Source organism: Streptomyces prunicolor (assembly GCF_045162825.1).
Taxonomy (GTDB): Bacteria; Actinomycetota; Actinomycetes; order Streptomycetales; family Streptomycetaceae; genus Streptomyces; species Streptomyces prunicolor.
The window spans coordinates 9,222,753-9,235,493 of sequence record NZ_CP108676.1; the positions used below are offsets into that span (position 1 = coordinate 9,222,753).

The 12,741-nt window shown below is 71.4% G+C and carries 10 protein-coding genes; 5 read left to right on the top strand and 5 right to left on the bottom strand.

Annotated features, from left to right (window positions below; translation table 11 throughout):
* Positions 1–42: 42 nt before the first annotated feature.
* A complete protein-coding gene (locus tag OG588_RS41855) occupies positions 43–1,290 on the bottom strand; it encodes an Ig-like domain-containing protein (RefSeq protein ID WP_405951802.1) in 1,248 nt (415 codons plus the stop codon).
* A gap of 340 nt (positions 1,291–1,630) precedes the next feature.
* On the opposite strand from OG588_RS41855, the gene OG588_RS41860 reads away from it, so the two are divergent.
* Positions 1,631–4,456 (top strand): FAD/NAD(P)-binding protein, encoded by a 2,826-nt coding sequence (locus tag OG588_RS41860; protein WP_405953343.1) that lies wholly within the window; start codon positions 1,631–1,633, stop codon positions 4,454–4,456.
* Between the two features lie 154 nt (positions 4,457–4,610).
* Here OG588_RS41860 and OG588_RS41865 read toward each other — a convergent pair whose 3' ends face one another.
* Both OG588_RS41865 and OG588_RS41870 read right to left on the bottom strand, forming a co-directional pair.
* Positions 4,611–6,005 carry an ATP-binding protein gene (locus OG588_RS41865; RefSeq protein ID WP_405951803.1) on the bottom strand — a complete coding sequence of 465 codons (1,395 nt, stop codon included), beginning with the start codon at positions 6,003–6,005 and terminating at the stop codon, positions 4,611–4,613.
* A gap of 320 nt (positions 6,006–6,325) precedes the next feature.
* Positions 6,326–7,021 (bottom strand): response regulator transcription factor, encoded by a 696-nt coding sequence (locus OG588_RS41870; RefSeq protein ID WP_393029646.1) that lies wholly within the window; start codon positions 7,019–7,021, stop codon positions 6,326–6,328.
* Positions 7,022–7,380: 359 nt separating this feature from the next.
* Here OG588_RS41870 and OG588_RS41875 point away from each other — a divergent pair, with 359 nt between their 5' ends.
* Positions 7,381–8,868, top strand: a complete 1,488-nt coding sequence (locus OG588_RS41875) for a ferric reductase-like transmembrane domain-containing protein (RefSeq protein WP_405951804.1) — start codon at positions 7,381–7,383, stop codon at positions 8,866–8,868.
* 75 nt (positions 8,869–8,943) lie between these two features.
* Positions 8,944–9,159 (top strand): hypothetical protein, encoded by a 216-nt coding sequence (locus OG588_RS41880; RefSeq protein ID WP_366097894.1) that lies wholly within the window; start codon positions 8,944–8,946, stop codon positions 9,157–9,159.
* Positions 9,160–9,246: 87 nt separating this feature from the next.
* Here OG588_RS41880 and OG588_RS41885 read toward each other — a convergent pair whose 3' ends face one another.
* On the bottom strand, positions 9,247–10,017 hold the full coding sequence (locus tag OG588_RS41885; protein ID WP_405953344.1) for an IclR family transcriptional regulator: 771 nt from the start codon (positions 10,015–10,017) through the stop codon (positions 9,247–9,249).
* Positions 10,018–10,153: 136 nt separating this feature from the next.
* Positions 10,154–10,579 (bottom strand): MarR family winged helix-turn-helix transcriptional regulator, encoded by a 426-nt coding sequence (locus OG588_RS41890; protein ID WP_266864304.1) that lies wholly within the window; start codon positions 10,577–10,579, stop codon positions 10,154–10,156.
* Between the two features lie 305 nt (positions 10,580–10,884).
* Between OG588_RS41890 and OG588_RS41895 the strand changes: the two genes are divergently transcribed.
* Positions 10,885–11,802 (top strand): SDR family NAD(P)-dependent oxidoreductase, encoded by a 918-nt coding sequence (locus OG588_RS41895; protein ID WP_405951805.1) that lies wholly within the window; start codon positions 10,885–10,887, stop codon positions 11,800–11,802.
* Positions 11,803–11,861: 59 nt separating this feature from the next.
* The gene (locus tag OG588_RS41900; RefSeq protein ID WP_393031873.1) at positions 11,862–12,731 is read left to right on the top strand and encodes an amidohydrolase family protein; all 870 of its coding nucleotides are present in this window, start codon (positions 11,862–11,864) and stop codon (positions 12,729–12,731) included.
* Positions 12,732–12,741 lie beyond the last annotated feature (10 nt).

Consider the following 12,741-nt stretch of genomic DNA (forward strand, 5'->3'; position numbering starts at 1 on the left):
CCGTCCCGCTCTGAACCAGGGTGCCTCACGAACGGGCCGGTCTCAGACCGCGCTGCCCGCCTTCCACTCCGCCCAGGACAGGTTCCAGCCGTTGAGGCCGTTGTCCGCCGCCACGGTCTTGTCGCCGGAGTTCTTCACGATGACGACGTCGCCGAGCATCGAGCTGTCGTAGAACTTGTAACCCGCCACCGAGCTGTCGTTCGCGCCCTTCGCGTCGTGCAGGCCGACGCAGCCGTGGCTGGTGTTCTGGCTGCCGAACACCGAGGTCGACGCCCAGTAGTTGCCGTGCACGAACGTGCCGGAGGTGGTCAGGCGCTGGGCGTGCGGGACATCGGATATGTCGTACTCGTCGCCGAGCCCGACCGTCGAGGATTCCATGCGGGTCTGCTTGAACCGCTCGCTGATCACCATGATCCCGGCCCAGGTGGTGTGCTGGGCGTTGCCGCCGCTGACGGGATAGGTCGCGAGGGTCTTGCCGTCCCGCTTGACGACCATCTCCTTGCTGGACAGGTCGACTGTGCTGATCTGCTCACGCCCGATGTCGAACGTGACGTCCTTGGACTGGACGCCGTAGATGCCGTCCTGACCCTCGATGTCCTTCAGCCGGAGACTCAGCGTGATCTTCGTGCCGGCCGCCCAGTACGTCTCGGGCCGGAAGTCGAGCCGGGTGTCGCTGAACCAGTGTCCGACCACCTCGACGGCCGGCTCGGCGGTGACCGTGATCGCCTTCTGGACGGCGGCCCGGTCCTTGACCGCGTGGGTGAAGTTGATCGACACGGGCATGCCGACGCCGGAGGTGGAGTTCGCCTCGGGGGTGAAGTAGCCGACGAAGGTCTCGCCGGGCGACTTGGTGGTGAAGGTCGCCGTCTTCGCCGTGGCGCCCTGCGCCTGCGCCGCGACCGTGTACTTCGTGCCCGAGTACGGGTTCTTCGTCGACGTCCATTTCGTCTTGGCGTCGTTGAAGGTCCCGGCCAGCGTGGAGCCGTCGTTGCCGGTCACCTTCACCGTGGTGAACGTGCCGTCGGCCACGGTGACCGTGACGGGGGCCGTGAAGTCGGCCTTCTTGGTGCCGTCGGCGGGCGAGACCGTGACGGTCGGCGCCTTCGCGGCCTTCACGGACGCCGTCGCCGGGGAACCGCCGGAGGAGGAGCCCTCCGCGGCGCCGGCCGAACCGCTGCAGCCGGTCAGAACGGCGGCGGCCGGTACCACTCCGAGAACGGTGAGGACCCCACGACGGGACCACCTCTCCGACTGCTTCTCGGACCGGTTGGATATGTGCGACACGCCCACAGCACGCCTTCCTCCGCATGTCGCGCACACCGCCTGGCCGTACGCGACGAGATCACCAGTGCCGTTGCATCCTGCGCCACTTCCATGGGGTGAGTCTTTGAATCCCAGGGGCTCCACCTGAGATTCCTGTGAAGAGAGCCTGAAAGAAGTCCTGAAACCACGGTTGCCGGACGCTTCCCGAGTGTGAACAGAGTATGAAGGCGCCGACCGGTGCCCTGAGTATCCGGTGAGATCCCCGTCCCGCCATGGCTTCCCCACCTACCCGGTCGGAATAGTGAGAAAGGACCTGAGGGCGGAGTTCCGTTTCGGCGGCTCCGCGCAGACCACGCCGGAGGTATTCGTGACCGAAGTCCGCAAGCGGCCCACCGTGGCGATCGTCGGAGCGGGCGCGGCAGGCACCCTGACCGCCGTCCAGCTCTGCGAGACCGCCACCCGCCGCCGGACCCCCCTCGACCTGGTGCTGGTCGACCCGGCCCCGGAAGCAGGCCGCGGCACCGCCTACGCCACCCCTGATCCACGCCACCGGCTCAACGTCCCGGCGGGCGGCATGAGTTGCTACCCCGACGACCCCGGCCACTTCACCCGCTGGCTCTGCCGCCACGGCGAACCCACCGTCAGCGGCGCCGACTTCGCCACCCGCCATCGCTACGGCGCCTACCTCGCCGACACCCTCGCCCAGGCCGTCGTCCGCTCCCACGGCACGGTCGCCGTACGGCGGTTGCGCACCCGCGCGGAGCGGTGTACCGGCGCCGCTGAAGGCCAGGCAGGCCAGGCAGGCCAGGCGGGCCAGGCGGGCCAGGCGGGCCAGGCGGGCCAGGCAGGCCAGGCGGGCCAGGCAGGTCTGGCGGGTCGGGGAGGTCTGGCGGGTCCGGGAGGCTCGGCAGGTCTGGCAGGTCTGGCAGGTCTGGCAGGTTCGGCTGGCCCGGTGGAACTCCACCTCGCCGACGGGGGACTCCTCACGGTCGACAGTGCGGTCCTGGCCACCGGCCCAGCCGCTCCTACGGCCGCCTGGGCCCCGCCCGCCCTGCGCGCCTCGCCCCGCTTCATCAACTCGCCCTGGAATCCAGGTGCGTTGGACGCCGTAGGCGAGGACACCGCCGACGTCCTCCTCGTCGGTACGGGCCTCACCGCCGTGGACCTCGCCCTCACTTTGGCCCGTTCCGAGCGCACGGTCCACGCCGTTTCCCGCAACGGACTCCTGCCGCAGCCCCACGCGTTGGGCCCGGCCGGCGCGATGGAGGCGCCGAACTGGCCCCGCGACCTGACACTGAACGCACTGCGCCGAACCGTCTACCGGCACGTCAGCCGCTCCGTCCGCACCCACGGCGACTGGCGCCCCGCACTGGACAGCCTGCGCCCGCACACCGCGAGACTCTGGCGCAGCCTCACCCCCGAAGAACGCGGGGAGTTCCTCGCGGGTGAGGGCGCCGTCTGGAACACCCACCGCCACCGCATGGCACCCACCACCGCCGAGTCGGTGACCCGGGCCCGCACCGCGCGACGCCTCCAGGTGCACGCGGGAACGATCGCCGATGTGGTGGAGTGCGGTGGGCAGTTGGCTGTCACGCTCTCCAACGGCCGTACGGTGCGTGTGGGTTGGGTGATCGACTGCACGGGACCCGGGCAGCGGCTCGAAGACCCGTTGTGGCGTGGGCTGTTCGAGACGGGAATGGCGGTGCCCGGACCACTCGGCATGGGGGTCGCCACCCGCGACGGACGCCTCCTCGACGCCCAAGGCCGTTGCGTACGACCGCTGTTCACGCTCGGCGCTCCGAGGCGCGGCGAACTCTGGGAGACCACCGCGATCCCCGAGATCCGCGTCCAGGCGGCCACGCTGGCCCAGCAGTTGCTGGCGCCACCGGCTCGCCGCGCCGCCCGCCGCAGGCCCGTCGACGGACTCGGACTCCCGCTGTCGACCCATGCCGAGGCCGCCACCGCGTACCGCAACGGACTCGACCGGGTCCTCAAGGTCCGCGCCGGAGCCGAGGACGTCTTCGCCCGCGCGGTCGCCCTGGACCCCGGATTCGCCCTGGGACACGCGGCGTTGGCGCTCCTCGGTCACGAGTGCGGGGCCGCCGTCGACGTGCCCAGGGCGCTCGCCGACGCCCAGCGCTGCGCGCGCGAACGGGCCGACGAACGCGAGCGGTCCTTCGTGGACGTGATCACCCGCCGGGTCCAATCCACCGACGGGGACCGGGCGTTGCTACGCCACCTCGACACCCACCCCGCCGACGCGCTCGCCCTCGCCGCCGCCGTCCCCACCATCGCCTTCTCCGGCGTCACCGACCTCGACGACGACTACGCGCTGCGGCTGGTCGAGCGCACGTCCCCCGCCTACGACGGGCACTGGTTCCACACCTCGCTGCTCGCGTTCCTCCGCCAGGAGCAGGGCCGACTGCACGAGGCGGGTGAACTGGCCCACCGCGCCCTGGGAGTTGAGCCCGCATCCGGCCACGCCGTGCACGCGCTGGCCCACGTCCACTACGAGTCCGGCGCCCACGAGGCGGGCCGGGACTGGTTGGACCGCTGGGTCTCCGGGCAGGGCCGAGGTGCCGTCCACCGGGCCCACTTCTCCTGGCACATCGCCCTGCACGAACTGGCGTTGGACGACCCGGCCGCCGTACGCAGGCGCTGGTTCGCCCAGTTGGCGCCGGGGCGGGTGACCGGGGTACGCGCGCTGGTCGACTCGGGGTCACTGCTGTGGCGGGCCCGGCTCAGCGGCAACTGGCAGGGGGAGCTGCCGACTTCGGACGTTCTGGACTCGGTGGCCTGCGAGGTGCTGGAGCGGCCCGCGACCGCGTTCACCGCGCTGCACGCGGCGGTGGCCCTGACCGCCGCCGGTGACCTCGCCGCCCTGCGCCGACTGCGGGACCATGCGGCGGGCGCCGATCCGGTGCAGCGCGAGGTCGTCGCCCCGCTCTGCGACGCCTTCGCCGCCCTCGTCGAACACCGCTTCCACGAAGCCGCCGTCGGCCTCGACGCGTTGCTGCCGGTCCTGCGCAAGGTGGGCGGCAGCGCGGCCCAACGCGAGGTCGTCGAGGAGACGTTGCTGTACGCGCTGGTGTCGGCGGGGCGGTGCGACGCGGCACGACGGTTGCTGGACGCGCGATTGGACCGGAAGGCGGCGCCTCGGGACCGGCGGATGCTGGCGGGGTTGCCCGGGTGAGACGAGCGGGACCGGGCGGGACCGGGCGGGACCGGGCGGGACCGGGCTGGACCGGGCTGGACCGGGCTGGATCGGTCCAAAACAGGCGGCGGTGCCGGTCGTGCGTCCCGTCGTACGGACGGACCATTTCCAGATTCTGAATCCGCTGTGGTGATCAGTCGGGAGCGGTCCGTTCGCGGGGCTCGTCCTCGGGCGTCGAGGGGAGGCTGAGGGTGGCTTCCAGGCCTCCGGTGGGGGCGGTGCCGAGGTCGAGGGCGCCGTGGTGGAGGTGGGCCTGCTGGTCGACGAGGGCGAGGCCCAGGCCGGAGCCGGGGGAGCGGGTGCGGGCGCCGCGGGTGAACCGGGACTTCATGGACTGCTGTTGGTCGGCGGGGATGCCGGGGCCGTCGTCACCGACCGTGATCCGGACCGTGTCGAAGTCCTGGGTGAGTCGGACGTCCACGGTGCCTTCGGGGCGGCCGTGCAGGGCCGCGTTGTCGAGGAGGTTGTCGACGGCCAGGCGCAGGCCGACGGGCCAACCGTCCACGGTCGCGGGGGAGTTGGCCGTCAGCCGGTAGGTCGTCGTGGGGTGCCGGCGTGCCGCGTGGGCGACGGCCTCGCCGAGAAGTTCGCTCAGGACGACCGGGGTGCGTTCGGGCAGGGCGTGGGCGTCGCCGCGGGCCAGGGTCTGCAGGCCGGTGAGGAGCGCGGTGATACGGCGGTGCTCCGCGCTCATCGCCTCCAGGGCCCGGGCCCGTTGGGGTGTGGGGAGGTCGGGGTTGCGCTGGAGGGTCTCCAGGGTGACCCCGAGGCTGGTGAGCGGGGTGCGCAGTTCGTGGCCCGCGTCGGCGGTGAAACGGCGCGTGGAGTCCATGCTGACGCGCAACTGGTCCAGCATGCTGTTCAGCGCGTGGGAGAGGTCGGCGACCTCCTGCGGGCGTGTGACGGCGGGGAGTTGGGGCCCGGCCGTGTCCGCGCTGATCGCGAGGGCGCCGGTCCGCAACCGTTCCAGCGGCTGCAGGATGATCCGGGTGAGCAGCCAGACGCCGCCGGCCGTGGCGAGTGCGGCGAGGAGGGTGACGGCGGCGACGATCGCGGTGTTGTCCGCCAGCCGCCGTTCGATCGGGTCGATGTCCTGGAGGACTTCGAGCCGCTCCCCGGTGGTGCTCAGGGAACGGGTGAGTGAGCGCCAGGTCTGCCCGTCGGTGTCGATCGTGCGGTAGCCGTCGCGGGTGGGCACCGGGAGAGGGGCGGTCGGCGTCTCACCGTGCTGGGCGATCACCTTCCCGCCGGAGACCAGCCGCACCAGACTCTGACTGCCGGCGAGCAGACCGCCGTAGTCGTCACTGTCGTCGCCGTCACCGCTCGGATGGTCACCCTGGTCGCGCAACTTGTCGGCATCCTGGTCGCCCTTCTCGACCCGGGCGGCGAGCTGGCGGTCGACATCGGTACGGTCGCGGTGGTCGATCCGAGCGACGATGACCAGCCCGGCGAGCGCGACCACGACGGTCACCAACAGGACGACCGCGGCCGTGATCCGGGATCGCAGACTGCGCGGCAGCCAGGTCATGGACCGGTCCACGGGACGACTGCGGAGGTGATCCGGGGGCGGGGGCTGTGCGGCAGGCGTGTCATGGACTGGTCCGGGGAGTGGTTGCGGGTGTGTGGCGGGGGTGGGGGTTGGGTGGCTGCCATATCAGGGGCGGGTACGCAGGGCTGGCCGCGGTTGTGATCGAGGAGCGCAGGCTGCGCGGGAGCCAGCTCATGGACCGGTCCACGGGATGACTGCCGAGGTGATCCGGGAGCGCGGGCCGCGTGGCAGCCACATCTTGGACCGGTGCACGGGACGACCGCGGCCGTGATCGGAGCGTTGGCCCCGCGGTAGCCCCCTCACGGGCCGGTGCGCAGGACGAAACCGATGCCGCGGACGGTGCGGAGCACCCGAGGGCCGCCGTCGGCCTCCAGTTTCTTGCGGAGGTAGCCGATGAACACGTCCACCACGTTCGTGTCCACATCCCACGTGTAGCCCCAGACCTGCTCCAACAGCTGGGCCCGGGACAGGACTTGACCGGGCCGGTGGGCGAGCGCGAGCAGCAGGTCGAACTCGCGGGTGGTCAGGCGGAGTTCGCGTCCCGCCCGGGAGGCCACGCGGCGCGCGGGCTCGATCGCGACATCGCCGACGACCAGGGACCGCTCGGTCGTCGACTCGTGCAGCCGCACCATCGCGTGCAGCCGCGCCGACAACTCCCCGATGGAGAACGGTTTCACGACGTAGTCGTCCGCGCCCGCCGCGAGCCCCGCGACCCGGTCGTCTACCTCGTCGCGGGCCGACAGCATGCACACCGGCAACGTCCGGCCCTGAGCACGCAGCGCGCGCACCACCTCGACCCCGGACAGGCCCGGCATCGTCACGTCCAGGACGATCACCGACGGCGGCCGGCCGGCGACCTCGTCTAGTGCCGCCTCGCCGTCCTCCGCCAGCCGGACCGTGAAGCCCTCAAGACCGAGCCCCAGATCCAGAGCCGCGCGCACGCCGGGGTCGTCGTCGACCACCAGCACCTCCGGCTTACGGCCCACCGCCGCCATGCAGCACCTCGACTTCCTCACCGGCACCCGCGGAGCGGGCACCGTCGCCCACCTGAAGGATCAGCTGCCTCAAGGATCAGCGGTGAACGACAAGGAAGTCTAAGAACCACGCGGACCGGTCCTCCCACCGAGCCGGTATCGACACAGGTCAGCGGCGCACCCGCCCCTCCCGACCGCCGAGTTTCTTAGAGCGGCCACAAAGAGCGCCGCAAGGGTGGGAGCACGCCCCGCCAACGAGTCGCACTGTCAACGGGTCGCCCCGCCAACGAGTCGCCGTACCGGCGGGGAACGCCCTGCCTACGGGGACGGCCCCGCACGCATACGGGACACCTGGCCCCCGAGACGAAGGAAGCCCGCCGATGACCCTGTCCACCGAGCTTGCCCGAGGGCACCGCAGGCCGCCGCCCGCCCCGCCCCGCAGCGGGCGGTTCACGCTCGCCGACCCGCTCGGCGCGCTCGCGATCCTCTCCGTCGTCGCGGTCGTGGCCCTGTGGGTGATGAACCAGGGCGGTTCACTCAGCCTGACCGCCTCCGACCGGGCGACCGGCTCCCTCGGCCTGCTCGCCGGACTGCTGGCCTCCGACCTGATGATCCTCCAGGTCGTCCTGCTCGCCCGGATCCCCTGGGTGGAACGGTCCTGGGGCCACGACCTGCTCACCCGCCGCCACCGCCTGATCGGCTTCGCCTCGTTCTGGCTGATGATCGTCCACGTCACCCTGTTCGCTGTGGAACGGTCCAACCGCGAACCCACGGCGATACCGGACGCACTCCTGCGCCTGTTCATCACCGACTCATGGATGCTGTTCGCCACCGTCGGGACCGCCCTGCTGATCATGGTCGTGGTCACCTCGATCCGCGCGGCCCGCCGCCGACTGCGCTACGAGTCCTGGCACCTGCTGCACCTCTACTCCTACGCCGGCATCGCGGCCACCTTCCCGCACACCTTCACCGACGGCGCCGACTTCCACGAGACCTGGACCCGCGTCTACTGGTGGTGCCTGTACGGCTTCGCGTTCGCCGCCACCCTCCTCTACCGCGTCGCCCTGCCCGCCTGGCGCTCCCTCTACCACCGCCTGCGGGTCGAGTCCGTGGTCACCGAAGCGCCCGGCACGGTCTCGATCACGCTCAAGGGCCACCGCCTGGACCGGATGCGGACGGCCTCCGGCCAGTTCTTCGTCTGGCGCTTCCTCGACGGCCCCGGCTGGTCCCGCGGCAACCCGTATACCCTCTCCGCCGCCCCCACCCCCGACCGGCTGCGCATCACCATCAAGTCCGCGGGCGACGGCAGCGAACGCGCCGCCCGCCTCACCCCCGGCACCCGCGCCCTGATCGAGGGCCCCTACGGCACCCTCACCGCCCGCCACCGCACCCGGCCCGGCATGCTCTTCATGGCCGCCGGAATCGGCATCACGCCCATGCGCGCCCTGCTCGAAGACGCCCCCTGCACCCCGGGCGAGGCCACCCTCATCTATCGCTACGGCGAGGACGAGCACGCCGTGTTCGCCGACGAACTCCGCGCCATCGCCACCGACCGGGGCGTCGAACTGATCCTCCTCCCCGGCCCGCGCCGCGCCGACACGTCGTGGCAGGCGGCAGGCCCCGCGCACCGCGCCGACACCTCCTGGCCGGTCGCGGACCCCGCCCACCCCGACAAGACCCGCCGGCAGGGGGCGCGCCCCACCCACCTCGACGACGACGCCCAGGTCCTCAAGAACCTGGTCCCCGACATCGCCGACCGTGACGTCTACGTCTGCGGCCCGCCCACCTGGATCACCGCCGTCCGCAAGGCCGCACGAGGCGCCGGCGCGCACCGCGACAGCGTCCACACCGAAGAGTTCGCCTGGTAGCAGCACCCCCGCCCGACAACAGCAGCGCCCTCACCCGACAACAGCAGCACCCCCACCCGAGAACAGGAGCCCCCCATGCGACGCATCACCCTCTGGTTCACCGCCACCCTCTCCGTGGCCGTCCTCCTCTTCGCCTTCCAGCTCAACGCCTCCGGTGCGACCGGCAAGTCCGGAGACGGCGGCGACCACATGCCGCCGCCCTCCACATCGACCTCCACCGCCTCGGCCAAACCCGGGGACGACACCGCCGGCTACGGCGACCACGTCGGAAAGCCCGGCGAGAACAAGTAGTCGGGTCACCGGCTCGCCAACTCCCGCTCGGCGTAGGCCTGTTCACGCACCCGAATTTACGCACCCGGACCCGGTCGGGCGTCCCCGTCACGCCTCCGGCCGCCACCCCAACGCCCGGGATATCCCACGCGCGGCGAGCCGCACCGCCGGGATCAACGCCGGTACCTGCGCGTCCACTTGAGGCACGACCACCGACACCGCGGCGACCACCGAACCGCCCGGCCCGTGCACCGGAGCCGCCACCGACAGCGCGTCGTCCGTGATCTGACGGGTACTCACCGCGACGCCGGTGCGCCGGACTTCGGCCAGCACGCGGCGCAGTCGTACCGGATCGGTGATCGTGTACGGCGTGAAGGACGCCAACGGACCTGCGCAGTAGGCCTCTTGGAGATCGGGGTCGCCGTGGGCCAGCAGGGTGAGGCCCACGCCCGTGGCATGCAGTGGCCAGCGGGCGCCCACCCGGATGTGTACGCCGACCGCCGAACGGCCCGAGATCCACTCGGTGTAGACGACCTCCGTGCCGTCCCGCACCGCCAACTGCACGTTCTCGTGCGTCGATTCGTACAGGTCCTCCAGGTACGGGAGGGCGAGTTGGCGCAGGGCGAGGCCGCGCGGTGCGAGCGCCGCGATCTCCCACAGCCGTAGACCGACGTGGTATGTCCCTGACGCGTCCCGCTCCAGCGCGCCCCACTCGGTGAGGGCGCCCGCGAGGCGGTGGGCGGTGGTCAGGGTGAGGCCGGCGCGGCGGCTGATGTCGGACAGGGACAGGGCCGTGTGCGCGTGGTCGAAGGCGGCGAGCACGGAGAGCAGCCGGTCGGGCGCGGACCGCGTGGCGGGCGCCGCCGACCGGGGGATCATCGAGGATCGCGTGGCGGGCGCCGGTCCGGTGGGCGTGGCCGACCGTGTCGTGGCCGCGGACTCGGTGGGCGTCGCGGAGCCGGTGCTCGTCGTGGACCGGGTGGTGGTCATGGCCGGGCCTCCGTCCGGTGTCAGGTCAGGTCAGTCCGTCCTCGGCGATCCGTTGCAGCAGCGTGTGCAGGGTCTCGCGCTCGGTCGCGTCGAGCGGGCCCAGTAGTTCGTTCGTGACGCGTAGGCCCGCCTCGTCGGTGTCGCGCAGGAAGCCGCGGCCGTCCGCCGTCAGGACCACGATGCGGCTGCGCCGGTCGTCGGGGGAAGGGCGGCGCTCGGCGAATCCCAACTTCTCCAGGTCGTCGACCAGGCCGACGATCGCGCTCGGGTCGTAGCCGAGCCGGGTGCTCAGTTCGCGCTGGAGGGCGCCCTCGGACGTGGCCAGGAAGCGGAGCAGCGCGTAGTGCCGCAGGCGCAGGCCCGACTCCTGGAGAAACGTGTTGAAGAGCTGGCCGGAACGCAGGCCCAGCCGGTACATGAGGTAGCCCGTGTCCGCGTGCAGCCCGCGCATCCACGGCTCGTGCGCGTCGATCGGGGGGTTCGCGGCGTGCGGTTGACGGGCGATGGCGGGCTCCCTGGGTCGAGGCCCCGGGCGGGGCGTGCGGTGGTTCGGAGCCAGTGTGACGCACCTGGTCCATCGGCAACAACTATTGACGTCAACAATTATTGCTCTTAGCTTCGATCTCGAAGCCGCACCGGTGCCGCTCGCAGTCTTCGCAGTCTTCGCAGTCTTCGTGGACTTCGTGGACTTCGTGGACTTCGCGGTCACGGTCCCGGTGTGTCGTACCGCAGCCTCGTCTTGTGAAGGGACCGCTCGTGCCCAGCATCGATCTGACCGGCAAGGTCGCCGTAGTCACCGGCAGCGGCCGGGGCCTCGGCCTCGCCTACGCGCACGCCCTGGCCGCCCATGGCGTGTCCGTGGTCGTCAACGACATCGACGAGGCCGTGGCCGACCAGGCCGTGAAGTCGATCACCGCGGCGGGTGGCACCGCCGTCGCGGAGGTCGTCCCGGTCGGCACGACCGAGGCCGCCGAGCGGCTGGTGAACCGTGCCGTCGAGGAGTACGGCCGGATCGACATCCTGGTCACCAACGCGGGCATCCTGCGCGACAAGGTGCTGTGGAAGATGACCGACGAGGACTTCGACGCGGTGATCACCACCCACCTCAAGGGCACCTTCACCTGCGCCCGCGCCGCCGCCGTACGGATGCGCGAACAGGGCGAGGGCGGCAGCCTGATCCTGGTCGGCTCGCCGGCCGGCCAGCGCGGCAACTTCGGCCAGACCAACTACTCGGCCGCCAAGGCGGGCATCGCCGCCTTCGCCCGTACCTGGTCGATGGAGCTCGGCCGCGCGGGCATCACCGTCAACGCGATCGTGCCGGTCGCCGCGACCGCGATGACCGAGACGATCCCCGCGTTCGCCCCGTACATCGAGGCCATGAAGAACGGCGCCCCGTTGCCCGACTTCCTCCGCAAGGGCGAGGGCTTCGGTACGCCGGAGGACTGCGCGGCCCTCGTCCCGTTCCTCGCCTCCGAGGCCGCGCGCTCCATCACCGGCCAGGCCATCGGCATCGGCGGCGACAAGGTGGCACTCTGGTCCCACCCGCAGGAGATCAGCGCGGCCTACGCCGACGGCGGCTGGACCCCCGACACCCTGGCCGACGCCTTCCCCACCTCGGTCGGCGCCGAACTCCAGTCGGTCGGCATCCCCGCACCGAAGCTGCCGGAGGCGTGATGGACATCGGTACGGAGACAGATACGGGTACGGGTACGGGTACGGGTACGGGCACCGGCATGGACATCGGTGAACTCGTCGCGATCGACGTCCACACCCACGCGGAGGTGTCCTCCAAGGGCCACTCCTCCCTGGACGACGACCTGCACGACGCCTCCTCCGCCTACTTCAAGGTCGAGGGCAAGCGGAAACCGACCCTGGAGGAGACCGCCGCGTACTACCGCGAGCGGAAGATGGCCGCGGTGATCTTCACAGTCGACGCCGAGTCCGCGACCGGCACCGAGCCCGTCCCGAACGAGGAGGTGGCCGAGGCCGCCGCCGCCAACCCGGACGTCCTCATCCCCTTCGCGTCCATCGACCCCTTCCGCGGCAAGGCGGGCGTACGGCAGGCCCGCCGCCTGGTCGAGGAGTACGGGGTCAAGGGCTTCAAGTTCCACCCCAACATCCAGGGCTTCTTCCCCAACGACCGGTCGGTGGCCTACGACCTGTACGAGGTCATCGAGGAGACGGGCACCATCGCCCTCTTCCACACGGGTCAGACGGGCATCGGTGCGGGCGTGCCGGGGGGAGGGGGGATCCGCCTGAAGTACTCCAACCCCCTGCACGTGGACGACGTCGCCGCCGACTTCCCGCACCTCAAGATCATCCTGGCGCACCCGTCCTTCCCCTGGCAGGACGAGGCCCTCGCCGTCGCCACCCACAAGCCGGGCGTCCACATCGACCTCTCCGGCTGGTCCCCGAAGTACTTCCCGCCGCAACTGGTGCAGTACGCCAACACCCTGCTCAAGGACAAGGTCCTCTTCGGCTCCGACTACCCCGTCCTCACCCCGGACCGCTGGCTCGCCGACTTCGAGAAGCTGCCGATCAAGGACGAGGTCAAGCCGAAGATCCTCAAGGAGAACGCCGCCCGCCTGCTCGGCCTGACGTAAAGGACGCCGC

Bases quoted from the DNA above. Each gene is read 5' to 3' on its own strand.
- OG588_RS41900 (WP_393031873.1), top strand. From the start codon at position 11,862: ATGGACATCGGTGAACTCGTCGCGATCGACGTCCACACCCACGCGGAG.
- OG588_RS41885 (WP_405953344.1), bottom strand. From the start codon at position 10,017: ATGATCCCCCGGTCGGCGGCGCCCGCCACGCGGTCCGCGCCCGACCGG.
- OG588_RS41890 (WP_266864304.1), bottom strand. From the start codon at position 10,579: ATGCGCGGGCTGCACGCGGACACGGGCTACCTCATGTACCGGCTGGGC.
- OG588_RS41865 (WP_405951803.1), bottom strand. From the start codon at position 6,005: ATGACCTGGCTGCCGCGCAGTCTGCGATCCCGGATCACGGCCGCGGTC.
- OG588_RS41870 (WP_393029646.1), bottom strand. From the start codon at position 7,021: ATGGCGGCGGTGGGCCGTAAGCCGGAGGTGCTGGTGGTCGACGACGAC.
- OG588_RS41875 (WP_405951804.1), top strand. From the start codon at position 7,381: ATGACCCTGTCCACCGAGCTTGCCCGAGGGCACCGCAGGCCGCCGCCC.
- OG588_RS41880 (WP_366097894.1), top strand. From the start codon at position 8,944: ATGCGACGCATCACCCTCTGGTTCACCGCCACCCTCTCCGTGGCCGTC.